The following is a 23,979-nucleotide window of genomic DNA, read 5'->3' as shown; positions in this document are numbered from 1 at the left end:
TGTTGTTGGGACGAGCGTTGCGCCCGCCCCATGAAGATCCCGGCCTGCGCCGGGATGACGATTAGGGTGAGGTAATTCAGTCGGCCCCACGCCCGGTTTTCGATTGCAGCGCGTCAATCCGCTTCGAGGCGTCCGCCTTGGTCAGCGTATCGTCGAACTCCTCATGCGCCTCTTCGCTCAGCGTCTTGAGATAGCTGGCCTGAGCGCCGGTCATCGGTTCGTCGCCGGTGGTCCAATCGTCGGGATCTTTTTCGGCGTTGCCGGTCGGGTGGTCTTTCGGGTTCTGGTCGGTCATCGGAGTGTTCCTTTCGAAACACTCCAACGGCCATGTTCCTTATCCGTTCCACGCCTCGAACGGCAGATCGAGATCGTCGGCGACGGCCTTGAACGCGATCTTGCCCTTATAAACGTTGAGGCCGTTGGCGAGATGCGGATCGGCCTTCATCGCGCCCTCCGCGCCCAGATTGGCCAGCTTCAGCACGAACGGCAGCGTCGCGTTGTTGAGCGCGAAGGTGCTGGTGCGGGCGACCGCGCCGGGCATGTTGGCGACGCAATAATGGATCACGCCGTCCACTTCGAATACGGGATTGTCGTGCGTGGTCGCGTGGCTGGTTTCGAAACAGCCGCCCTGATCGATCGCGATGTCGACCAGCACCGAACCGCGCTTCATGGTCTTCAGCATCTCGCGCGTAACGAGCTTGGGTGCGGCTGCACCGGGCACCAGCACCGCGCCGATGACGAGATGCGCATTCTTCACCGCCGCGGCGATCGCCGCCTTGCTGGCATAGGCCGTCTTGATCTGGCTGGAGAAGAACATGTCGAGTTCCGCCAGGCGCGCGTTCGAGATGTCGTAGATCGTCACGTCGGCACGCATGCCGACCGCCATCTGCGCTGCGTTCACTCCCGACACGCCGCCGCCGAGTATCGCGACGCGCGCCGGTGCCACGCCCGGTACGCCGCCGAGCAGCACGCCGCGTCCGCCTTGTTCCTTCTCGAGATAATGCGCGCCGACCTGGATCGACATGCGGCCGGCGACTTCCGACATCGGCTTGAGCAAGGGCAGGGAGCGATCGTTCGCCGTAACCGTCTCGTACGCGATGCAGGTCGCGCCGGACTTCATCAGCCCTTCGGCCTGCGGCTTGTCGGCGGCGAGGTGAAGATAGGTGAAGAGCAGGTGGCGCGATTCGAGCAGGGCGATCTCGCTGGGCTGCGGTTCCTTGACCTTCACGATCATGTCGCTGGCGGCGAACACGCTGGCGGCGTCGGGCAGGATCGTCGCGCCGGCGTCGATATAATCCTGATCCTCGAAATCGATGCCCATGCCGGCACCCGTCTGCACCAACACCGTATGGCCCTGCGCGACCAGCTCGACCACCGAAGGCGGAGTCAACCCGACGCGATATTCGTGGTTCTTAATTTCCTTGGGGACACCGACGCGCATCACGAAAACTCCCGACAGAGATGAGATGATTGTACTCTATCGCAAATCCGATCCGGAATCTCTGCAAAGACCTATGGTGTCGAAGGCGCTGCTTGCATAATATTTCTGCAATCCCATTTCGCGAGGTGGAAATGATGCAGATAGATCGAATCGATTCGGGAATTCTCCAGCAATTGGCCGCCGATGCGCGCGCGTCGGTGAGCAATATCGCGGCGCGGGTCGGCCTGTCGCAATCCGCCTGCACGCGGCGGATTCAGGCGCTGGAGGCGTCGGGCCATATCCTGGGTTATGGCGCGCATCTCGGGCATCGCCGACTCGGCTTTCGGGTCACCGCCCTGGTCGACATCACGCTGGGTACGCAGGTCGATGAGGATCTCGCCCAGTTCGAGCGTGCTGTCGCGCAGATCGACGGGGTGGTCGAATGCGCTCTTGTGTCGGGCGCGCAGGATTATCGATTGAAGATCGTCTGCCGCGATCTCGACGATTACGAACGGCTGCACCGCGAACATCTCGGCCGATTGCCGGGCGTCAATACGATCAGCAGCAGTTTCGTGCTCCGCGCCGTGCCGACGCGCGGCGAGGCCGACGCGCTTTTCGGCGGCGCGGCATGAACGTCATTCGCGGAGAACGTTTGCGGGGGCGCTCGTGCAGGTGTAAGCCGCCGGGCTTCGGGCCAAGGGGGCGCGTCGGCGAACTTCCAATGATGTATGACGTTGTAATGCGGATGCGAATGTTCCGTCCGTGACCACCGGTATCCCCATCGAAGATCGCGATCCGGCCGGCGGCGACATGCACCTGTCCGAAGGCCATCATAAGGACGGCCTGCCCAAGCTGGCGCTCGGCGCGATCGGCGTGGTGTTCGGCGATATCGGCACCAGCCCGCTCTACGCTTTCCGCGAGACGTTCCACGGGCATCATCCGCTGGCACTCGATACCGTCCACATCATGGGCGTGGTCAGCCTGATGTTCTGGTCGATGATGATCGTGGTTTCGCTGAAATACGTCTCGATCATCATGCGCGCCGACAATAAGGGCGAGGGTGGCAGCTTGGCGTTGCTGGCGCTGATCTCCGGCCGGACGCAGATGAAGCGCTGGTCGCGCGGCATCATCCTGCTCGGCGTGTTCGCCACCGCCTTGTTCTACGGCGACAGCATGATCACGCCGGCGGTGTCGGTGCTGTCGGCGGTGGAAGGCCTCGCGGTCGCCGCACCGGCGTTCGCCGGTCTGGTGCTGCCGATCGCGGTGGTGATCATCATCGGCCTATTCTCGATCCAGCGGAGCGGTACGTCGAAAGTCGGCCTGTTTTTCGGGCCGATCATGCTGACCTATTTCGCCGTGATCGCGACGTTGGGCGTGATCAGCGTGTGGCAGACGCCGGAAATTCTCTGGGCGTTTTCACCGCATTACGCGCTGGAATTCTTCTATCTCGACCCGTTGCGGGCATTCCTTGCGCTGGGTTCGGTCGTGCTAGCGGTCACGGGTGCGGAGGCGCTGTATGCCGATATGGGGCATTTCGGGCGCAACCCGATCCGGGTGTCGTGGCTGTTCTTCGTGCTGCCCGCCTTGATGGCGAATTATATGGGGCAGGGCGCGTTGCTGTCGCGCGAGGGGGCAGCGGCACTGGTCAGCCCGTTCTACAATCTGGCACCGACCGGGCTGCAGTTGCCGCTCGTCATCCTGGCGACGTGTGCGGCGGTGATTGCTTCACAGGCGGTAATTTCGGGCGCATTTTCGGTGACGCAACAGGCGATCCAACTTGGCTTCATGCCGCGCCTGCGCATTGACCATACCAGTGCGGCGACGGCGGGGCAGATCTACATCCCGCTCGTCAACTGGATGCTGCTGACGATGGTGTTGCTGCTGGTGATGTTCTTCCGCACCTCGTCCAACCTCACCTCGGCCTACGGGATCGCGGTGACGGGGGCGATGCTGATCGATACCTGCCTGCTTGCCGTCGTCCTGTTCAAACTTTGGGGGTGGAAACGCCGCTATGCCATTCCATTGCTGGCGATTTTCTTCATCGTGGACGGCGCGTATTTCGCCGCGAACCTGACGAAGGTGCCGGCCGGCGGCTGGTTCCCGTTGCTCGCAGGGCTGATCATCTTCACGTTCCTGACGACTTGGTCGAAGGGGCGGCAGTTGATGATCGAGCGGATGCGAGAGGCGGCGATGCCGATCAAGGTGTTCATCCAGTCCGCCGCGACCTCAGCCACGCGTGTGCCTGGCACGGCGGTTTTCATGACCTCGTCGCCGGCCGGCGTGCCGCATGCGTTGCTGCATAACCTCAAGCACAACAAGGTGTTGCACGAGCGTATAATCCTGCTCACCGTCAAGGTAATGGACGTGCCATATTATCCCGATGATGGGCGCTGCCATCTGGAGGATCTCGATCAGGGCTTCCACCGCATGGTGCTGAAATACGGCTTCATGCAGGAACCGGATGTGCCGGCGGCGCTGGCGCGGATCACGCAGTGCGGCGCGGATTTCCGCATGATGGACACCAGCTTCTTCCTCTCGCGCCAGACGTTGCTGGCGTCGGAGCGGCCGGGGATGATGATCTGGCGCGAGAAACTGTTCGCGTGGATGCTGCGCAACGCGGAAAGCGCGATGGAATTTTTCCGCCTGCCGACGAACCGGGTGGTGGAGCTGGGCAGTCAGGTCGAGATTTGAGCGAGGCTGTGACTGCTTCGGCGCCGATCATCGTGACGGCGCTGTTCGGCAAAAGCGATGCGGCGTATTTTGATGGATTGCGGCGCGCGCATTTTCCGCCCGAGCGCAACCAGTTGGCGGCGCATCTGACGATGTTCCATCACTTGCCGCCGTCGCTGGAGGTGGAACTCAAGCAGCGGCTGGCAGGCGAGACGCGCGGTGTGCCTGCGCCCGCGGCGCGGGCGGCAGGGCTTATGTCGCTCGGGCGCGGCGTGGCGTTCCGCATCGAATCGCCCGAACTGGCGGATATCCGTGACGGGTTGCGCGATGCCTTCGCCTCGATGCTGACGCCGCAGGATTCGGCGGGATGGCGGCCGCACGTTACGATCCAGAACAAGGTAGAACCGTATCAGGCCAAGGCGTTGCAGGCCGAACTGGAGCTGGAATTCCGCCCCCGGCCGGTGGCGATCGCCGGGCTGGCGAGTTGGTGGTATCGCGGCGGGCCGTGGGAGCCGCTGTCGCGTCATATGTTCGCTTGACCGCTTCGGGCGCGGTTCCTATAGCCCGCGCCTCGCGAGTGGAAACGCGTTCCCGCACACCGGGTACGGCGAAGTAGCTCAGTTGGTTAGAGCACGGGAATCATAATCCTGGGGTCGGGGGTTCAAGTCCCTCCTTCGCTACCACTCGCGGTTTTTTCCTTAGATCGCCGGAACGCGTCGCGCCGCCTTGATCAGGATCGGCGGCACGATCATCTGGCCTTTCATCACGCCCTCTCCGGCGGTCGGGGAGGTGGGTGCGTCGAAGATCTTCTGGATCACGTCCATCCCCTCGACGACATGACCGAACGCGGCATAGCCTTGGTTGTCTCCGGATGCGGCCGGATTGGCATCGAGGCTCGGTTGATCGCCGACCATGATCGTGAAATCGCCGTTTGCGGTACCGGGCGCGTAGCGCGCGATCGAGATCGTGCCGTCGAGATGCTTGAGCCCGGTCAGCGTGGTCGGCTCGTGCTTGATCGGCGGCAGCACGCGCTTCGGGGCGTTCTGCACGCCGAACTGGACGAAGCCGAAATGCGGCCCCGCCTTGGCGGTGCGATAGAAGCCGATGCCGTCGAGGCGCTTCTGATCGACGTATTTGAGGAAGTTGGCGGTGGTGATCGGCGCGCGGCCTCTTTCCAGTTCAATCACGATGCGGCCTTCCGTCGTGTCGAGCGCGACGCGGACGCTGGCGGGGGGCGGGGTGGGTGTCGGCGCAGGGACGGGTGCGGCTTGGGCGGCGAGCGTCAGGGCGAGGATCAGTTTCAGCACGCTTCGTCTCCACACCAGCTACCGTCACCCCGGACCTGTTCCGGGGTCCATCGGGCTGCGCGATCTTCACCGGCGAGTGTGCGGCACTGTGGACCCCGGAACAAGTCCGGGGTGACGTGAGGGCAATCGGCGCTTGCCCATCCACAAGATTCGCTGGTCTTTCATGCGAGCAGGGCGGCTCCCATGTTGCATCCTGACGCTAGCGCCCCCTAGAAGCGCCGAAACCCAGTACGGACGAAATCCATGACCACGCACACCACCAAGATGCTTATCCTCGGCTCCGGCCCCGCTGGCCTGTCCGCCGCGATCTATGGCGCGCGTGCCGGCATGGCGCCGATCGTTGTGCAGGGTATCCAGCCGGGCGGGCAGCTGACCACGACGACGGACGTGGAGAATTATCCCGGTTTCAAGGAAGTGATCCAGGGGCCGTGGCTGATGGAGCAGATGCAGGCGCAGGCCGAACATGTCGGCACGCGGCTGATGTGGGACACGATCGTCGAGGTCGATCTCACCAAGCGCCCGTTCCGCCTGATCGGCGATGGCGGCGATGTGTATGAGGGCGACGTGCTGGTCATCGCGACCGGCGCTCAGGCCAAGTGGCTCGGGCTCGACAGCGAGGAAGCATTGAAGGGCAAGGGTGTCAGCGCCTGCGCGACGTGCGACGGCTTCTTCTATCGCGGCAAGAAGGTGGCGGTGATCGGCGGCGGCAATACCGCCGTGGAAGAAGCGCTGTATTTGACCAACCACTCGCCCGACGTGACGTTGATCCACCGTCGCGACAGCTTCCGTGCGGAAAAAATCCTGCAGGAACGGTTGTTTGCGCACAAGAGCGTCAACGTATTGTGGAACAAGGAAGTCGCGCAGTTCATCGATGGCGGCGGCACCAGCGGTCTTGTGGCGCTGGAGTTGCGCGACACGGAGACCGGCGAGATGTCGCGCCTGGATGTCGCAGGCGGGTTCGTCGCGATCGGCCATCATCCGGCGACGGAGTTGTTCCGCGGGCATCTCGATCTCGATTCGGACGGCTATATCGCGGTGCAGACCGGCAGCACGAAGACCAGCGTACCCGGCGTGTTCGCGTGCGGCGACGTTATGGACAAGATCTATCGCCAAGCTGTGACGGCGGCGGGTACCGGCTGCATGGCCGCTCTGGATGCGGAGCGGTTTCTGGCGGAGGCGGAGTTCGAGTTGGCCGAGGCGGCGGAGTAATCCTCAGTCGAGTGCGGTGCGGAGGATGGTTTCCAGTGCGGCCTTGTCGGCGGCACCGGCAAAGCTGTGCGAGGCGCTGTCGAGCGTGTCCGTTTGCGCGATGAGGCTCGCGCCCGCACCCGATGCGGTAAAGGCGATGGCGGTTGCGTCGCCCTTGGCGATGATGATGTGGACAGGTTTATTCACGATAACCAGGGCTCTCTTCAATCGCGCGGCAAGACCGTCCTCATTCTGAGATCTGGTCGACGATATCTTCGATAAGCCCTTAAGTAATTTGCCGAAATCTATCTTGCCGCGCAGAAGGCGTTGATATGTGTCCGGATTTTTCAACCGTTCGACGTAGCGCGCGCGGATCGCCGCAGTCGGCGGCAGGTCTTCGGTCTGGTCGATCGTCCAGGGGTTGGCGAGGACCAGCGCATCGATACCGGCCTGCTGGTGGAACAATGCGAGGGCTGTGGCCGCGTCGCAATTGCCGAATCCGACGATGCGATTGAGATGCGGGGCTTCTGCTCGGAATGTGGTGACCGCGGCTATCATGTCTTCGGCCGAGTGTTCGAAGCTAGTGTTTTCGCCGGTCGAATCGCCGATCCCGCGTCGATCGTAGCGGAACACAGGAGTGCCGGAAGCGGCCAGCCGGGCGGCAAGCAGGGCCATGCCGCGATGTGCGCCGACGCGGATTTCGTTGCCGCCGGAGACGATCAGCAGGCCGGTTTTGCCGTGGCCCTCGTCCATCGTGCCGACCAGCGTTTCGCCAGCGCAGGAGAAAGCGATCAGCCTTCGCATGTTGCGATCCAGTCCGTGATATCATCCGCAAGCTGTTCTGCCAGAACGATATCGTTGTCCGGTTCACTGCGCCGCCAAAGCGGCGCGACATCGAATTTGATGTCGGCAGGCCTCGGGTCAGTCAGCAGTCGAGCGACGCGGCAGGGAGCGGCGTCTATCGGCTTTTTCGCCGCCAATTCGGTCAGCATATCAGCGGTTATCGGATTGCCCGCGATTTCGACCGGGGAGGGAGGGCCGTCGAGATACCACATATCGCTCAAAGGCTTGGCGATATCGAGTTCGGCCTGTTTGATTCGGGTCAGTTCGCGCAGCAGGTCTTCGCCGTTCTGCGGAGCAAAGTGCCAGCGGCCAAACAACAGGCCGAGCGCATCAAGCAATGTGCCGCTGCGAATGCCGATGCCATAGGCCCGGCGTCCCTCCCGATCCGTGACAGAGACGAGATCGCTGTAAGCACCCTGCATTCGCAGCATCGTCATCGTTTCGAGCGGGGTGAGGCTTTCCCCCGTTCCCGGCAGATCGGGCAGGATCGAGGCAATCCCGCGCTCCGCCAGCGCGCGGAGGATCGAGACGGTGAATGCCCGCGTGCGATTGGCTTCCTCGAACAGCGGCAGCGCTGCGATCACGACTGGGCCGGTATCGGGTCCGAAGCGGAGCATCGCCTCGGTTCCGCCGGACCAGTCGTAACGTCCGATCCTCACCCAATAGCCTTGGCGGCGGCGAAGCGGACGAGCGCACCGAACGTCTCCAGCATCTCGCCGTCGACTTCGTCATCCTCGATCAGGATGCCGAGCCGTTCCTCCAGTTCGGTGAGCAAGCCGGCGACGGCCATCGAATCGAGTTCGGGCAATGCGCCGAACAATGGCGTCTCGCTACGGAAGGTATCGACGCGTTCCTGGCTCACGCCCAAAATGTCGCGCAACGTCGCGCGCACGGTCATGTCGATCTGGTCGCTATCTTCTGGCAAGCTTGCGCGCCCCCGTTTGGCCCGGTTTTCTGGTCGCCCGTTAGAGGCTGGCGGCGTATATGCCAAGTACGGGATGCCAAGCACGGGCCTTGGCAGTGTGCCCGCGCCCTGCGTATCAGGGGCGATGATTTCGCTCGATCCGATACCGCAGCCGATCGATGCGCTGCCGTTGCGCGGTATGCCCGACCACGTGGCGCTGATCGATCGTGCGGGCGCGCTGGATTTTGCCGGGCTGGAAACGTTGACCGGGCGCACGGCGGCGTGGCTGGCGGCGACGGGCTTGCAACCCGGCGACCGGGTGACGAGCTGGCTGCCCAAGACGCGGATGGCTTGCGTATTGCCGATGGCAGCACCTCGCGCCGGTCTCGTGCATGTGCCGATTAATCCGATGCTCAAGCATGCGCAGGTTGCGCATATTCTCGGCGATAGCGGTGCGAACCTGTTGGTGACGCAAGCCGCGCGGGCGGACACGCTGGCGGCGAGGGATGTGCCTGCGGGATGTCGCATAGTGTTCGAGGAGGAGGTGACGGCGGACGATGCCATGCCGCCGTCCGTTGCCAATCCGGTGGATTTGGCCGCGATACTCTACACGTCCGGATCGACCGGGCGGCCCAAGGGCGTGATGCTGAGCCATGCCAATATGTGGCTCGGTGCGATTTCGGTGGCGCATTATCTGAAGCTGTCGCCGGACGATCGGGTGCTAGGCGTTTTGCCGTTGAGTTTCGATTACGGACAGAACCAGCTATTCTCGACATGGGCGGCGGGGGCATCCTATGCCCCGCTCGATTATCTCACCGCGCGGGATGTGGTGAAGGCGGTCGATCGCCTTGGCGCGACGACTTTGGCCGGGGTGCCGCCTCTATGGGTACAGCTTCTGGAAGTGGAATGGCCGGTGGAGACGGCGGCTCGGCTCAAGCGGCTGACGAACTCGGGCGGGGCCTTGACGCCGCGCCTGATCCGAGGGCTGCGCGAGCGGTTTCCGGAGGCCGATCTGTACCCGATGTACGGGCTGACCGAGGCGTTTCGATCGACCTATCTCGCGCCTGATATGGTGGATTTGTTTCCGGAGGCGATGGGGCAGGCGATTCCGTTTGCCGAGGTGGGGATCGCGCGGGCGGATGGGTCGCGTGCGGATGCCGGGGAGGCGGGGGAATTGGTGCATGCCGGGCCGCTGGTGGCGCAGGGGTATTGGCAGGATGCCGAGCGTACGGCCTTGCGGTTTCGCGATGCGCCGGAGTGGATGTCGGCGGGGGGCAAGGCGGTTTGGTCCGGCGATACCGTGATCCAGGGCGCGGATGGACTGTTTCGCTTCGTTGGGCGCGATGACGAGATGATCAAATCGGCGGGAAACCGGATCAGCCCGACCGAGATCGAGGAGGCGGTGCTGGCCGGGGGCGAGGTGGCCGAGGCGGTAGCGCTGGGCGTGAAGGACGAGAGATTGGGCCAGGCGATCGTTGTGGTGGCGCGGGGGGATGGCGCGGCGGAGGCGGCGCTCAGGGCGCGGTTGCGGCGGGATCTGCCGAGTTTCATGCAGCCGGGGCGGTATGTCTGGCGGGAGGAAATGCCGCGCAATGCCAATGGGAAGCTGGATCGGGCGGCGTTGAAGGGGGAATTGACGTCATGAAGCCGATGGGGCCGGTGCCGCCGGAATTTGCGGGCGAGGGGCCACTTTCGATCGGCGGACGCGCGGCGGACCAATGGGCGGCCGAGGGCGATACGCCGCTGTTCGTCTATGACCTGAACGTCGTCCGGGCGCGGGCGGCGGCGCTGCGGGCGCATATGCCGGCCGGGCTGGATGTGCATTTCGCGATCAAGGCCAATGCGATGCCGGCGCTGGTCGCGGCGGTGGCGCCATTGTTCGACGGGCTGGATGTGGCGTCGGCGGGGGAATTGGGTGTGGCGCTGGCTGCCAAGCCCGCCGCTGCGATCAGCTTCGCCGGCCCGGGCAAGCGGGATAGCGAGCTCGAGGCGGCGATCCGGACAGGCGCGACGATCAATCTCGAATCGTCCGGCGAGTGCGATCGGGCGCTGGCGATCGGCGATCGGATCGGCATCACGCCGCGCCTTGCCGTGCGGGTGAATCCGGATTTCGAATTGCGCGGATCGGGCATGAAGATGGGTGGGCGCGCCTCTCCGTTCGGGATCGAGGTGGAGGACGCCGTCGGTGTAGTGGCGAAGCTGCGCGCGGCCGGGGCGGATTGGCGCGGGTTTCATATCTTCGCCGGATCGCAAGCGCTGGATTCGACCGCGATCATCGAGATGCAGGCGGCGACGCTGCAACTCGCGGCGCGTCTGTCGGAGCAGGTCGGGGCGCGGCCACCGTTGGTCAATCTGGGCGGCGGGTTCGGAATTCCCTATTTTGCCGGGGACACTGCGATCGAGCTGTCTGCGATCGGCGCGGCGCTGGGGCAGGAACTCGATCGGCGCGCGAACATCCTGTCGGATGCGAAATTCGCGATCGAACTCGGGCGCTTCATCGTCGGGGAATGCGGCGTGTACCTGACGCGGGTGATCGAGCGGAAGGTGAGCCGGGGCGAGACGTTCCTCGTCGTGGACGGCGGCCTGCATCACCAGCTTGCCGCGTCGGGCAATTTCGGGACGGTGGTGAAGCGCAATTATCCCGTAGCCGTCGCCACTGCCGCGGCCGATGCCCCGACCGAGACGGTCAGCGTGGTCGGATGCCTGTGCACGCCGCTCGACCGCCTGGCCGATCGGGTGACGTTGCCGGTTGCCGGGCCGGGCGATCTGATCGCCGTGTTCCTGGCAGGCGCGTATGGGCGATCCGCCAGCCCGACGGCGTTTCTCGGCCATCCCATGCCGGCCGAGCTGCTGGCCGATACGCCCGGTTCCTAACGCAATCTTTACCCTCCCGACCGCATAGCCCGACCATAGCCCGAAGACCGTGTGGGGAGACGTCTCCGCCGGACCGAGCGGCAGGGAGGTCTGTAAGATGCGTATGGGTTCCGGTTTCAAGGCTCTGACGATGGCGACGATCGCCAGCACCGCGTTGTCGGGCTGCATGGGCGGCGGGGGCCGTTCGCAATTGCCGCCGGCCAGCTTCGTCGCGACGCAGGAGCAGCCGGGCGAGGAATATGTCATCGGCCCGCTCGACCAGTTGCAGATCTTCGTGTGGCGCAATCCCGAACTGTCGTCCGACGTTCAGGTGCGCCCCGACGGCCGCATCACCACGCCGCTGATCAGCGACATGCCCGCGGTCGGCAAGACCCCGGCGATGCTGGCCGACGATCTGAAGATCGCGCTCGGCGAATACATCAAGGATCCGATCGTATCGGTGATCGTCAAGAATTTCAGCGGCACGTTCAGCCAGCAGGTGCGCATCGTCGGCGCGACCGAGAAGCCGGCATCGATCCCGTATCGCGCCAACATGACCCTGCTCGATGCGATGATCGCGGTCGGCGGCCTCAGCCAATATGCCGCGGGCAACAAGGCACGGCTGGTGCGCTACGACCGCAACACCGGCAAGCAAGTCGAATATAATCTCAAGCTCTCCAGCCTGCTGAAGAACGGTGATTCGCGCGCCAACGTCCGGCTCGCGCCGGGCGATGTGATCATCATTCCGGAAAGCATGTTCTGAGATGAGCGGACTTTATGACGAGGTCCGGGTCCTGCTGCACGGGATCTGGAAACGGCGCTGGCTGGCAATGGCGGTGGCCTGGGCGATCGCGATCGTCGGGTGGCTGTTCGTGTCGCAGATCCCGAACTCCTATGAATCCAAGGCACGCGTGTTCGTGCAGATGCAGTCGATCCTGCCCTCGACCGTCGGCATCACCACCGCCGATCAGCAGAAGGATGTGGACCGGGTTCGCCAGACGCTGACCAGTGCGGTCAATCTCGAGAAGGTCGTGCGCGGCACCGATCTTGCCAACACGGTGCAGACCGATCGCGATGTCGCCGACCGGGTGGCTGGCCTGCAAAAGGCGATCACGATCACCGCGCAGCAGGACAATCTGTTCGAGATCAGCGCCAAGGGTGGCAGCCCGAAAATCACGCGCGCGATCGTGCAGAAATTGATCGATATCTTCGTCGAGGAAAACCTGGCGGGTGATCGCGACGAGACGAGCCAGTCGCTGCGCTTCCTTGATGCGCAGCTCGAACAGCGCCAGAAGCAGTTGCAGGACGCGGAAGCCAAGAAGACCGATTTCCAGAACCGGTATCTGGGATCCTTGCCCGGCACCGGATCGCTGACCGATCGGATGAGCGCCTCGCGCAGTGCGCTGTCGCAGGTCGATGGCGATCTTGCCGCCGCGCAATCGAGCCTGGCCGCCGTGAACGGGCAGATGGCGGGCACCCCGGCGACGGTCGCCGGCGCTGCCGGCACGGTCACGACCGGCCCGGCCCGCGCGCGGCTGGCCGCGATCCAGGGGCAGATCGCCGAGGCGCGGTCGCGCGGCTTCACCGACAATCACCCGGACATGATCGCGCTGAAGAGCCAGCTCGGTGCGGCCACCGCCGCCGCGCGCAGCGAGCCGGTCGGTTCGGGTGGCGCTGGCGGGTCTTCGGCCAATCCGCTTTATCTGTCGCTGCGATCGATGCAGGCCGACAAGCAGGCGCAGGTTGCTGCGCTTACCATGAGGAAGACGCAGCTTCAGGGGGATCTTGATACGATCAATTCGAAGCTGGCGGGCGACCCGGCGGTGGCGGCCGAACAGGGCCAGATCGAGCGCAATTATTCCGTGCTGAAGGATCAGTACGACAAGATGCTGGCGGACCGCGAGGACATCAAGCTGCGCGGGCAGGCGCAGACCCAGACCGATTCGATCAAGTTCAGCGTGATCGATCCACCGAGCGCGCCGCGCGTGCCGAGCGCACCTAACCGCCCGATGCTGCTGACCGGCGTGTTGATTGTCGCGATTTTCGGCGGGATCGGCGCGGCGTTCGCATTCGGGCAGCTCAAGACGACCTTCGCCACCGCCGCGCGGCTGGAACGTGCGACCGGCATGCCGGTGATCGGATCGATCGGCGAAGCGGTGACGGCGGTGCAGATCGCCGCGCGACGCCGCAACCTGATGTATTTCGGCGGGGGCGCAGCCGCGCTCGGTGCCGCGTATGTGGCGCTGCTCGGCGTCGAAATGGTTTCACGGGGGCTCGCGGCGTGACCGAGATGCGTAAAATCAAGCCGTCGCTGCTGGAACGCGCGGCGCAGGTCTACGATTTCGAGGCGCATCTGCGCGCTCGTGACGGTGCCGCGCCGGTTTACGACGAGGTGGATGCGCCGGTTGTACCCCAGGCGACGTCGAAGCCCGTGCCGTTGCAACCTCGCGCGGTTGGTGGCGTCGCGATCGACCGGGCGATGCTCGAGGAGAAGGGCTTGCTCGTGCCCGGTGCGGCGATCGGCGCGCTGGCCGAGGAATTCCGTCAGGTGAAGCGCCAGATGCTGATCACCGCGCGCACCGTGCGCCGGCAGGATGCGGACCGGTCGCGCACGATTCTGATCTGCTCGGCCAATCCGGACGAGGGCAAGACCTATTGCGCGGTCAACCTCGCCATCTCGATGGCGGCGGAACGCGATACCGAAGTGCTGCTGATCGATGCCGATTTCGCCAAGCCGGACGTGATGAACCGGCTGGGCGTGCGCGACAGCGCCGGGCTGCTCGACGCGCTGGGCGATCCGCGCATCGACGTGGAAAGCTGCGTCGTACGCACCGACATTCCGCAACTGAGCCTGTTGCCGGCCGGTACCAAGACGCATCAGGACACCGAATTGCTCGCGAGCGGGCGGACGCGCGAACTGATCGCCGCTTTGCTCGCTGCCGATCCGCGCCGCATCCTGATCTTCGATTCGCCGCCCGCGCTGGCGGCGTCGCCGGCTTCGGTGCTGGCGGGCGAGGTCGGGCAAGTGCTGGTCGTGGTCCGCGCCGATAAGACGGGGGAAAGCGATCTTCGCGAGGCGGTCGGCGAACTCGATGGCTGCGAACAGATCCAGCTGATCCTCAACGCGGTGTCGTTCACGCCCGGCGGTCGCCGCTTCGGCAGCTATTATGCGCAGGACGAATCGAAATGATGCGGACTCCATTCCTCGTGGTCGGGGGTGTCGCGCTCCTCGCCGCCAGCCCGGCGGTGGCGGGCCCGCGAACGTCGATCACCCCCTATATCGAACTGGGGCAGGTCCTGACCGCCAATCTGCAGACCGGCGACGTGCTGACCTATTCCACCGCATCGGCGGGTGTGGATGCGACGATCAGCACGCGCAATGTCGAGGTGCAGCTGAGCTATAATTACCAGCACAATTTTTCCTGGGACAAGAGATACGGCGACGACGATCTGCATTCGGGCCTCGCGCGCGCATCGGTGAAGGTCGCGCCGGGCGTGAGCATCGACGGCGGTGCGCTGGCGACGCGGGCGCGCTCCGATATTCGCGGTGCGGCACCGGCGGTGCTGGCCGGGCGGCAGGACAATGTGACGCAGCTTTATTCGGCCTATGTCGGGCCGAGCGTGGCGACGCATGTCGGGCCGGCGAGCCTGAACGCCAGCTACCGCTTCGGCTATACCAAGGTGGAGGCACCGGGGGCTACCGGCGTGGCACCGGGCAGTCCGCGGCTGGACAATTTCGACGATTCCAAAACGCATCTGGCGACCGCTTCGATCGGGGTGGCATCGGGTCATGGTCTGCCGGTGGGCGTGACGGTGTCGGGCCAGTATGAGCGCGACGATGCCAGCCAGTTGAAGCAAAGGTACGAGGGCAGGTTCGGGCGCGGCGATGTGGTCGTGCCGGTGCTGCCGACGCTCGCGCTGACGGCGGGTGCGGGATACGAGAAGATCAAGGTGTCGCAGAAAGACCCGGTGGTGGACGGCGTGACCGGACAGCCGGTGGTCGATGCCAATGGCCGCTTCGTGACCGACGAGGCGTCGCCGCGCCGGATCGCGTACGAGACGGACGGGCTGATCTACGATGCCGGCCTCGTGTGGAAACCGAGCCCGCGTACGACGCTGCAGGCGCGTGTCGGCAAGCGTTATGGCGGCATGACCTATACCGGATCGCTCAGCTATGCCGCGAGCCGCTCGATCGGCGTCCAGATCGCGGTGTATGACAGCGTCGATACGTTCGGACGCCAGTTGCGCGACGGGATCGCGGCGCTGCCGTCGAGCTTCGTCGACCAGCGCGATGCGTTCAGCCAGCAATTCTCCGGTTGCACGTTCGGGCAGTCGAACAGCGCGGCGGGATCTTGCCTCAACGGCGTGCTGCAATCGATCTCCACCGCCAGCTACCGCGCGCGTGGCGTGGATGCGGTGATCTCGGCCAATCGCGGGCCGCTCAGCTTCGGTGTCGGTGCGGGCTATGCCAACCGCAAGCTCTATGCGCCGGGCGGCGTCGGCTACACGGTCTATGGCGTGACCGACCAGAGCTATTACGGGCAGGCCTATGTGAGCGCGCATCTCGACCGAAATTCCGGGATCAACGGCAATGTCTTCGTCAATTATTACGAGAGCGGGCTGAGCAATGCGCCGGCGGTGTTCTCGACCGGGGCGACGGCGAGCTATTACCGGAACTTCGGTCGGGTCGGGACGACCTTGTCGGCGGGGGTGTACAACTTCAGCCAGGAAGGGTTCGAGGATCAGACCTCGGGCCAGGCTCAGGTCGGGGTTCGCTACAGCTTCTGAGGTGGAGAGCCTCCCCACAGTGAAGGATCGGTTAACCGATTGCGGATAGAGACGATGGTGTAGAGATATCCTACGCCCTTTGAGGTGGTGACGATGTACGACGACCATTATGGCCTGACCGGACGGCCGTTCCAGCTGACGCCCGACCCGCGTTTCTGGTTCGACACGGCCACGCACCGCAAGGCGATGGCCTATCTGGGCTATGGCCTGGCGCAGGGAGAAGGCTTCATCGTCATCACCGGCGACGTGGGCGCGGGCAAGACGACTCTGGTCGGCCATCTGATGGCGACGGTGGACCGCGAGCGGCTGAACATCATCAAGATCGTCTCGACCCAGATCGAGGCCGACGACCTGCTGCGGCTGGTGGCCGGCGGGCTGGAGATCGATGCCGACGGGCTGACCAAGGCGCAATTGCTCACCGCGATCGAACGCGGGCTGCACGCCACGGCGCGGGCCGGGCGGCGGACATTGCTGATCGTGGACGAATCGCAGGCGCTGCCGGTGTCGAGCCTCGAAGAATTGCGCATGCTGTCCAACTTCCAGGCGGGCGGGCATGCGCTGTTGCAGATCTTCCTGCTCGGCCAGCCGGAGTTTCGCGAGCGGCTGCACGGCTCCGATCGGCTGGAGCAGTTGCGCCAGCGCGTGATCGCGATGCATCACCTAGATCCGATGGGGGCCGAGGAGGTCGAGCCTTACATGATCCACCGCCTGTCGCTGGTCGGCTGGCAGGACAATCCGCATTTCACGCCGGACGCGTTCCGCGCGTTGCACGATGCGACGGACGGCGTGCCGCGCCGGCTGAACCAGCTGGCGGGCCGGGTGCTGCTGTATGGCGCGATCGAGCAGTTGCGGACGATCGACCGCGACGTGATCGACACCGTGCTCGCCGACATCGCGAGCGATACGCCGTCGATGGCGCATGCGGTGATCCCGCCGGTGGTGGTTGCCGAGATCGTGCCGGAGGAACCGATCGAGGTCGCTGAGGAAGCGCCTGCGCCGCGCCCGCTGTTCCACACGCCGCCGCCGAGCGAGGTGCGTCCGATCCGGGCGCCGCTTTTCGTGGAACCCGAGCCGGTAGCCGAAACCGACGCCGAAGCCGAAGCTGAACCGGCTGCGCCTGCTGAAGACGCTGCACCGGCCGATCGTATCGCCGCGCTCGAAGCGCGGATCGAGGAGCAGGAGGAGGCGCTGCGCCGCGTGCTGACGCTGCTGGTGGATTGGGTCGAGCATGATCCGCGTGCCGCTGCCGCGCTTTCCGCTGTGGGTGGATGAGCCAGATGCGCCATGCGCTGTCCGTCGATGTCGAGGACTGGTTCCAGGTCGGCGCCTTCGAGAAGGTGATCGACAAAGGGGACTGGGACGGCCTGGAAACGCGCGTCGAGCGCAATACCGATGCCGTGCTGGCGCTGTTCGGCGAGAGCGGGGTCAAAGCGACCTTTTTCACCTTGGGCTGGGTGGCGGAACGCTATCCGCAACTGATCCGCAGGATCGCCGATGCCGGGCATGAGGTTGCGAGCCACGGCTGGGATCACCAGCGCGTGTTCACGATGGATGCGCCGACGTTCCGTGCCGATTTGGCGCGTGCGCGCAAGGTGCTGGAGGATGCCGGCGGGCAGGCGGTGACTGGATATCGCGCGCCGAGCTTCTCGATCGACCAGCGGACGCCCTGGGCGCATGCCGAACTGGCCGAGGCGGGCTATACCTATTCGTCCAGCGTCGCGCCGCTGAAGCACGATCATTACGGCTGGCCGGAAGCGCCGCGTTACGCGTTCAGGCCGCTGAAGGGTTCCGATTTGATCGAGGTGCCGGTGACGGTGGCCGATCTGGCCGGGCGGCGCATGGCGACGGGGGGCGGGTTCTTCCGCCTGTTGCCCTCGGCGTTGATGAACTATGCCGTGGGGCAGGTTTCGGGCGAGGGGCAGCCGGCGGTGTTCTATTTCCACCCGTGGGAGATCGATCCGGGCCAGCCGCGCGTCGCGAATGCGCCGCTGCGATCGAAGCTGCGCCACTACAGCCGCTTGGGCGCGATGGCGGGCAAGTTGCGCGGGCTGATCGGCCGGCACGATTGGGGCCGGATGGATGCGGTGGTCGCCGAGGCGCGGGCTTCGCTGCAATGAACATGATGCTGTTCGGCAAACCGCTGGCGCTGCGCTTCGCCGATCTTGGCGACACGCATGAGCGTGCGCGGATCGATGCCTGGGTGCGGGCGCAGCCTGGGGCGACGCCGTTCCATCTGCCGGCGTGGAGCATCGCGGTGGCGCGGGCGTGCGGGCATACGAGCCATACTTTGATCGCCGAGCGGGCCGATGGCGACATCGCCGGGCTGCTGCCGCTGACCGAGATTTCCTCGCCCTTGTTCGGGCGCGCCTTGGTGTCGAACGGCTTTGCGGTCGATGGCGGCATATTGGCGGGCGAACCGGCGGCGGTGCGGCAATTGGGCGAGGCGGCCTGGGCGCTGGCGCAGGAATTGCGCTGCCCGACGCTGGAACTGCGTGGCGGCCCGGCGGAAGGGCCGGAATGGCTGCGCGACGACAGCATTTATCTGGGGTTCGTGCGCGATCTGGCGAAGGACGACGAGGCGGAACTGCTCGCGATCCCGCGCAAGCAGCGCGCCGAAGTGCGCAAGAGTTTGGGCTTCGATCTCGATGTGAGCATCGGGCGCGATGCGGCGGCGGCGCGGGCGCATTATGCGGTCTATGCCGAATCGGTGCGTAACCTCGGCACGCCGGTATTCCCGGCGCGGCTGTTCCGCGAAGTGCTGGCAGAATTCGGCGACGATGCGGATATCCTGACCGTTCGTGCGAACGGCGTGGCGCAGGCAAGCGTTTTGAGCCTGTATTTCAACGGCACGGTCTATCCCTATTGGGGCGGCGGCACGGCGGCGGCGCGGGGACTGCGCGCCAACGACCGGATGTATTTCGCGCTTATGGGGCATGCGCGCGGCAAGGGCTGCACGCGGTTCGATTTCGGTCGCTCCAAGGCGGGCACCGGGCCGGCGGCGTTCAAGAAGAATTGGGGGTTTGAGGGCGTGCCGCTGGCATATGCCAAGCGCGCCGCGCCGGGCGAGGAACCGCGCGAGATCAACCCGCTCAATCCGCGCTATCAGGCGAAGATCGCGCTGTGGAAGAAGCTGCCCTTGTGGGTGGCGAACACGATAGGACCGCATATCTCGCGCGGCCTGGGCTGAGGCGCGGGCGGATGGGTGGCATCCTGTTCCTGGCGCACCGCGTGCCGTATCCGCCCGATCGCGGCGACAAGATTCGCGGCTTCAACATCCTGAAGTTTCTCGCGGCGCGGCAGCGCGTGCATTTGATCGCGTTCGCCGACGATGCGCGCGACATGAAGGGCAAGAGCGGCCTCGCGAAATATACCGGCAACCGTTCGATCTTCTGGCGGTCCAAATCGCAAGTCGTGGCGGCCGTGCAGGCATTGTTCCGCCGCAAGCCGGTGTCGCTGACCGCGTTCGAGAACCAGTCCCTGCGCGACGCGGTGGATAACCTGCTGGCGCGGCATGCGATCGATACGATCTACGTCTTCTCCAGCCAGATGGCGCAATATCTGCCGGCCAATACCAAGGCGCGGGTCATCATGGATTTCGTCGACATGGATTCGGCGAAGTTCGCCGCTTACGGCAAGGCGCAGCGCGGGCCTATGGCCTGGATGATGCGGCGGGAAGCGCGGTTGCTCGGCGCGTACGAACGCATAGTGGCGAAGCGGGCGACCGCCAGCTTGTTCGTCAGCGAGGTGGAGGCCGCCTTGTTTCGTGACAAGACGGGCGCGGATCGCGTGTTCGCGGTGGAAAACGGGATCGATACCGAATTCTTCGATCCCGCTGCAAAGTTCAGGCGGATGGAAGCGACCGGGCATCTGATCGTGTTTACCGGCCAGATGGATTACCGGCCCAATATCGAGGCGGTGACGTGGTTCGTCGATTCGATCCTGCCGCACGTGCGGGTCGAATTCCCGCAGGCGCGTTTCGCTATCGTCGGCCGTGCGCCGACCGAGGCGGTGAAGGCGCTGGCCGCGCAACCGGGCGTGATCGTGACGGGCGAAGTGCCGGATGTGCGCGGCTGGCTGGCCGCCGCGTCGGTGGTGGTCGCGCCGCTGAAGCTCGCGCGCGGGGTGCAGAACAAGGTGCTGGAAGCGATGGCGATGGCGCGGCCGGTGGTCGCCTCCGCCGCCGCCGCCGAAGGGATCGACCACGGCGATACGATCCGCGTGGGCGAGACGGTGGGGGAGATCGCCGAACAGATCGGCGTGCTGCTGGGCAATCCCGATATCGGTGAAACGCTGGGTATCAAGGCGCGGGCGCAGGTGCGGAAACGCTATAGCTGGGACGCGCGGCTCGCGCCGCTCGATGCTATTATCGGCACGCGCATCAAGGCATCACCGCGAACGCGCGGCCCGGCATGACGATCGCCTTTCCGGCGACCGGCTTTGCGACCGCCCGGTTGAGCGCCCTGTGGCGGCGGCATCTGGTGGTGCTGGGCGGCGTGGTGGCCGTGCTGCTGGTGTTGTTCCGGGGGGATGTCGGCGATCTCGCGCATATCTGGTGGACCAGCACGACGTTCGGGCATTGCCTGTTCATCGGACCCGTCATCGCATGGCTGGTGTGGCAGCGGCGGGCGCAACTGGCGGACCTGACGCCGGTGGCGTGGTGGCCGGGGCTGGCGCTGGTCGCGGTCGGCGGGTTCGGCTGGCTGCTCGGCGACGCGTCCAGCGTCGCGTTCGCGCGGCAGCTCGGGCTGGTGATGATGGTGCAGGGTGCGGTGGTGACGATCCTTGGGCCGAACGTGGCGCGGGGGTTGCTGTTTCCGCTCTGCTATGCCGTGTTCCTGGTGCCGTTTGGGGAGGGGCTTGAGGCGCCGCTGCAGACGATCACCGTCGCGATGACGATGCCGTTGCTGCACCTGTTCGGCGTGCCGGCGGTGGTGGACGGCGTGCTGATCACGATACCTAACGGTTATTTCGAAGTTGCCGAGGCGTGTTCGGGCGCGAAGTTCGTGATCGCGATGATCGCCTATGGCGCGCTGGTCGCCAATGTGTGTTTCGTTTCGTGGCGGCGGCGGGCGATCTTCATGGTCGTGGCGCTGGTCGTGCCGGTGATCGCCAACGGGCTGCGCGCGTTCGGGACGATCTATGCCGCGCATCTCACCTCGGTCGAGCGGGCGACCGGGTTGGACCATATCGTTTACGGCTGGGTGTTCTTCGGGCTGGTGATGGCGGCGGTGATCGCGATCGGCTGGCGTTGGTTCGATCGCGCGCCGGACGATGCGGTGTTCGATCCCGCCGCTTTGCAGTTGGTGCCGAAGTGGCGGATCGATCTGCTGCTGGCGGGCGCGCTGACATTGACGGTGGCGGGGGTGTTCCCGGCCTGGGGCGGGGCGATTGCCGGGCAGGCACAGGTGTTGCCCGATGCGATCAGCCTGCCCGACGTTCCGGGCTGGCAGCGCACGCGGATGAGCGTGCGGGCGGCGTGGTCGCCTTATTATCCCGGGGCGGATCATTTCCTGATCGGGCGCTATAGCGACGGCAAGGGTGCATCGGTCGATCTGGCGATTGCGGTCTATGGCAGCCAGCGCGAGGGCAAGGAACTGGTGTCGTTCGGCACCGGGGTGTTGCGGCAGGATGATGTGTGGGTGCGGGTGGATGATCTGCCCGATCTGGCCGGGGGATCTGCGATGCGCATCACCGCGCCGGGGCCGGTCGAGCGGCTGGTGGCGACCTGGTATGTGGTTGGTGACGTGGTGACTTTGGATGAGAAAGTCGTGAAACTGGAGACGCTGAAGGCGAAGCTGCTCGGCGGGCCGCAGCGTGCGGTGGCGGTGCATGTTTCGGCGGAGGTGATGCCGGGTGTGGATGCGCGGGCGGCGATGGCGCGGTTCGTCGCGGCACTGGGGCCGATCGACCGGCTGGCGGATCGGGCGGCGGGGATGGAACGCTAACATCCGTTCGTGCTGAGCTTGTCGAAGCATCGTTCTTTCTATCTACGGCAGCGAAGAAGAGCCGTCCTTCGACAGGCTCAGGACGAACGGTGGTGTAACCATGTGCGGCATCGCCGGTCTCTATTATCCGCAGACGCCCAAGCCGGTGGATCCGGCGCGAATCCGCGCGATGGCGGATGCGCAGGCGCATCGCGGGCCGGACGGATCGGGCGTGTGGACCGCGCCGGGCGTCGGGTTGGGGCATCGGCGGCTGTCGATCATCGATCTCGCCGGATCGCCGCAGCCGATGGCGAGCGCTGACGGGGCGCTGACCGTTACCTACAATGGCGAGATCTACAATTTCGCCGAACTGCGCGCCGAATTGCAGGCCAAGGGCGCGGTGTTCGTTACGTCGGGCGATACCGAGGTGTTGTTGCATGGCTGGGCGGCATGGGGGCCGGCGATGCTGGAGCGGTTGAACGGGATGTTCGCCTTCGCGCTGCACGATGCGCGCAGGCAATGCCTGTTCCTGGCGCGCGATCGGCTGGGCGTGAAGCCGTTGCATTATGCCGAACTATCGGACGGCGCGGTGGCGTTCGCGTCCGAACTGAAGGGGTTGCTGGCGCATCCTTTGCTGCGGCGCGAGCCGGATATCCGCGCGGTCGAGGATTATATGGCGTTCGGCTATGTGCCGGACGATGCCTGCATCGTGGCGGGTGTGAAGAAGCTGGCGGCGGGGCATGCGCTGTTGATCGAGCGCGGCAAGCCGGTGCCCGTGCCGTCGCGCTGGTGGGGGGTGGATTTCTCCAGGCGGGCGAGCGGATCGGCTAAGGCGCTGGAGGATGAACTCGTTGCGCTGATGCGCGGGGCGGTGCGATCGCGGATGGTGTCCGACGTGCCGCTGGGGGCGTTCCTGTCGGGCGGGGTGGATAGTTCGGCGGTCGTCGCTTTGATGGCGGAGGCTTCGGGGCGGGCGGTGAAGACCTGCACGATCGGCTTCGACGAGGCCGGGCATGACGAGCGATCGTATGCCGCTTTGGTTGCCGAGCGGTTCGCCACCGATCATCGCGAGCGTGTGGTCGCGGCCGACGATTTCGCGCTAATCGATACGTTGGTGGCTGCGTTCGACGAGCCGTTCGCCGATGCCTCCGCGCTCGCCACCTACCGGGTGTGCGAACTGGCGCGCGAGCAGGTGACGGTGGCGCTGTCGGGCGACGGGGCGGATGAAGCGATGGCAGGGTATCGCCGCTACAAGTTCCAGGCGGCGGAGGAGCGGGTGCGCGGGCTGTTGCCGGAGCATCTTCGGACGCGCATGTTCGGGGCGCTGGGGCGGGCGTATCCCAAGGCGGATTGGGCACCTCGCATGTTTCGGGCGAAGACGACCTTGCTGGCGCTCGCCGAGGATGGGGCGGAGGCCTATGCGCAGGCGGTGGGCGTGACGACGCCGGAGGTGCGCGCGGCGTTGTTTTCCGATGCGGCCAGGCGGGCGCTGGGCGGGCACCGGGCCGAGGATCGCTATGTCCGTTCGATGCGCGATGCTCCCGCGCGCGATGCGATCGACCGGGCGCAATATGCCGATTTCCAGCACTGGCTGCCGGGCGATATCCTGACCAAGACCGATCGCACCAGCATGGCGGTCGGGCTGGAGGCGCGCGAGCCGTTGCTGGATTACCGATTGGTGGAATTCGCCGCAGCGCTGCCGGTGTCGATGCGGTTGCGCAGCGGGCAGGGCAAGTGGCTGATGAAGCGATCGATGGAACGCTATCTGCCGAAAGAGGTGCTGTACCGGCCCAAGATGGGGTTCGTGACGCCGGTGAGTGCGTGGTTCCGCGGCGCGCTGGCGGACGAGGCGGGACGGCTGGCGAAGTCACGCGTGCTGGGCGGGATGTTCGATCCCGCCGCGATTGCTAGGCTCGCCGCCGACCATCGCAGCGGGCGGGCGGAGCATGGGCGGACGTTGTGGCAGCTGGTGATGCTGGAGCGGTCGATGGAGCGGTTGTTCGGTTAAATTCCAGTCACCCCGGCGAAGGCCGGGGCCGCTGTGTTCGTGGCGGAACGCGTGCCCCAAATCCGGCGGCCCCG

At 65.4% G+C, this 23,979-nt stretch carries 22 protein-coding genes and 1 tRNA gene; 17 read left to right on the top strand and 6 right to left on the bottom strand.

The window, feature by feature from the left end; all coding sequences use genetic code 11:
* Window positions 1-76 precede the first annotated feature (76 nt).
* The gene (locus U1738_RS12390; protein WP_332789352.1) at window positions 77-295 is read right to left on the bottom strand and encodes a DUF3072 domain-containing protein; all 219 of its coding nucleotides are present in this window, start codon (window positions 293-295) and stop codon (window positions 77-79) included.
* A gap of 39 nt (window positions 296-334) precedes the next feature.
* Window positions 335-1,441 (bottom strand): alanine dehydrogenase, encoded by a 1,107-nt coding sequence (ald, locus tag U1738_RS12385; protein ID WP_332789351.1) that lies wholly within the window; start codon window positions 1,439-1,441, stop codon window positions 335-337.
* 134 nt (window positions 1,442-1,575) lie between these two features.
* Here ald and U1738_RS12380 point away from each other — a divergent pair, with 134 nt between their 5' ends.
* The 4 genes from U1738_RS12380 (at window position 1,576) to U1738_RS12365 (ending at window position 4,773) form a co-directional block, all read left to right on the top strand.
* Window positions 1,576-2,052: an Lrp/AsnC family transcriptional regulator gene (locus U1738_RS12380; protein ID WP_332789350.1), complete on the top strand. Its 477-nt coding sequence runs from the start codon at window positions 1,576-1,578 to the stop codon at window positions 2,050-2,052.
* Between the two features lie 178 nt (window positions 2,053-2,230).
* Window positions 2,231-4,111, top strand: a complete 1,881-nt coding sequence (locus tag U1738_RS12375) for a potassium transporter Kup (RefSeq protein ID WP_332789520.1) — start codon at window positions 2,231-2,233, stop codon at window positions 4,109-4,111.
* An 8-nt stretch (window positions 4,112-4,119) separates the two neighbouring features.
* Window positions 4,120-4,629 (top strand): 2'-5' RNA ligase family protein, encoded by a 510-nt coding sequence (locus tag U1738_RS12370; protein ID WP_332789349.1) that lies wholly within the window; start codon window positions 4,120-4,122, stop codon window positions 4,627-4,629.
* A 67-nt stretch (window positions 4,630-4,696) separates the two neighbouring features.
* Window positions 4,697-4,773: transfer RNA gene (locus tag U1738_RS12365), tRNA-Met, on the top strand.
* A gap of 15 nt (window positions 4,774-4,788) precedes the next feature.
* Here U1738_RS12365 and U1738_RS12360 read toward each other — a convergent pair.
* Window positions 4,789-5,397, bottom strand: a complete 609-nt coding sequence (locus U1738_RS12360) for a peptidylprolyl isomerase (RefSeq protein ID WP_443027012.1) — start codon at window positions 5,395-5,397, stop codon at window positions 4,789-4,791.
* Window positions 5,398-5,640: 243 nt separating this feature from the next.
* Here U1738_RS12360 and trxB point away from each other — a divergent pair, with 243 nt between their 5' ends.
* Window positions 5,641-6,606 (top strand): thioredoxin-disulfide reductase, encoded by a 966-nt coding sequence (gene trxB / locus U1738_RS12355; RefSeq protein WP_332789348.1) that lies wholly within the window; start codon window positions 5,641-5,643, stop codon window positions 6,604-6,606.
* Between the two features lie 3 nt (window positions 6,607-6,609).
* On the opposite strand, the gene U1738_RS12350 is transcribed toward trxB, so the two are convergent.
* The 3 genes from U1738_RS12350 to U1738_RS12340 all read right to left on the bottom strand — a co-directional run bounded on the left by U1738_RS12350 (window position 6,610) and on the right by U1738_RS12340 (window position 8,326).
* Window positions 6,610-7,338, bottom strand: coding sequence for a hydrolase 1, exosortase A system-associated (locus tag U1738_RS12350; protein WP_332789347.1), 729 nt, complete (start codon window positions 7,336-7,338; stop codon window positions 6,610-6,612).
* 38 nt (window positions 7,339-7,376) lie between these two features.
* Window positions 7,377-8,012: a hypothetical protein gene (locus tag U1738_RS12345; protein ID WP_332789346.1), complete on the bottom strand. Its 636-nt coding sequence runs from the start codon at window positions 8,010-8,012 to the stop codon at window positions 7,377-7,379.
* Between the two features lie 71 nt (window positions 8,013-8,083).
* A complete protein-coding gene (locus U1738_RS12340) occupies window positions 8,084-8,326 on the bottom strand; it encodes an acyl carrier protein (protein WP_332789518.1) in 243 nt (80 codons plus the stop codon).
* Window positions 8,327-8,477: 151 nt separating this feature from the next.
* Here U1738_RS12340 and U1738_RS12335 point away from each other — a divergent pair, with 151 nt between their 5' ends.
* The 12 genes from U1738_RS12335 (at window position 8,478) to U1738_RS12280 (ending at window position 23,905) form a co-directional block, all read left to right on the top strand.
* Entirely contained in the window at window positions 8,478-9,977 is a 1,500-nt protein-coding gene (locus U1738_RS12335; protein ID WP_332789345.1) for an AMP-binding protein, read from the top strand.
* The gene (locus U1738_RS12330; protein WP_332789344.1) at window positions 9,974-11,206 is read left to right on the top strand and encodes a pyridoxal-dependent decarboxylase, exosortase A system-associated; all 1,233 of its coding nucleotides are present in this window, start codon (window positions 9,974-9,976) and stop codon (window positions 11,204-11,206) included. Before U1738_RS12335 ends, U1738_RS12330 begins: the two co-directional genes overlap by 4 nt.
* Window positions 11,207-11,303: 97 nt before the next feature.
* Window positions 11,304-11,948, top strand: a complete 645-nt coding sequence (locus U1738_RS12325) for an XrtA/PEP-CTERM system exopolysaccharide export protein (protein ID WP_443027011.1) — start codon at window positions 11,304-11,306, stop codon at window positions 11,946-11,948.
* A 1-nt stretch (window position 11,949) separates the two neighbouring features.
* Window positions 11,950-13,470, top strand: a complete 1,521-nt coding sequence (locus tag U1738_RS12320) for an XrtA system polysaccharide chain length determinant (protein WP_332789343.1) — start codon at window positions 11,950-11,952, stop codon at window positions 13,468-13,470.
* Window positions 13,471-13,475: 5 nt separating this feature from the next.
* Window positions 13,476-14,375 carry an AAA family ATPase gene (locus U1738_RS12315; protein WP_332789342.1) on the top strand — a complete coding sequence of 300 codons (900 nt, stop codon included), beginning with the start codon at window positions 13,476-13,478 and terminating at the stop codon, window positions 14,373-14,375.
* A complete protein-coding gene (locus U1738_RS12310; RefSeq protein ID WP_332789341.1) occupies window positions 14,372-15,973 on the top strand; it encodes a TonB-dependent receptor in 1,602 nt (533 codons plus the stop codon). Before U1738_RS12315 ends, U1738_RS12310 begins: the two co-directional genes overlap by 4 nt.
* A 93-nt stretch (window positions 15,974-16,066) precedes the next feature.
* Complete coding sequence (locus U1738_RS12305) at window positions 16,067-17,245, top strand: AAA family ATPase (protein ID WP_332789340.1); 1,179 nt, start codon at window positions 16,067-16,069, stop codon at window positions 17,243-17,245.
* A gap of 5 nt (window positions 17,246-17,250) precedes the next feature.
* A complete protein-coding gene (locus U1738_RS12300; protein ID WP_332789516.1) occupies window positions 17,251-18,090 on the top strand; it encodes an XrtA system polysaccharide deacetylase in 840 nt (279 codons plus the stop codon).
* Window positions 18,091-18,095: 5 nt separating this feature from the next.
* Window positions 18,096-19,160: a FemAB family XrtA/PEP-CTERM system-associated protein gene (locus tag U1738_RS12295; RefSeq protein ID WP_332789515.1), complete on the top strand. Its 1,065-nt coding sequence runs from the start codon at window positions 18,096-18,098 to the stop codon at window positions 19,158-19,160.
* Between the two features lie 11 nt (window positions 19,161-19,171).
* Window positions 19,172-20,386, top strand: a complete 1,215-nt coding sequence (locus U1738_RS12290) for a TIGR03087 family PEP-CTERM/XrtA system glycosyltransferase (RefSeq protein WP_332789339.1) — start codon at window positions 19,172-19,174, stop codon at window positions 20,384-20,386.
* Window positions 20,383-21,918, top strand: coding sequence for an exosortase A (xrtA, locus tag U1738_RS12285; RefSeq protein ID WP_332789338.1), 1,536 nt, complete (start codon window positions 20,383-20,385; stop codon window positions 21,916-21,918). Before U1738_RS12290 ends, xrtA begins: the two co-directional genes overlap by 4 nt.
* Before the next feature lie 100 nt (window positions 21,919-22,018).
* Entirely contained in the window at window positions 22,019-23,905 is a 1,887-nt protein-coding gene (locus tag U1738_RS12280; RefSeq protein ID WP_332789337.1) for an XrtA/PEP-CTERM system amidotransferase, read from the top strand.
* Window positions 23,906-23,979: the final 74 nt, after the last annotated feature.

This window comes from Parasphingomonas caseinilytica, from assembly GCF_036663755.1.
Lineage (GTDB): Bacteria > Pseudomonadota > Alphaproteobacteria > Sphingomonadales > Sphingomonadaceae > Sphingomonas.
This window is presented reverse-complemented; position numbering and strand designations above follow the sequence as displayed.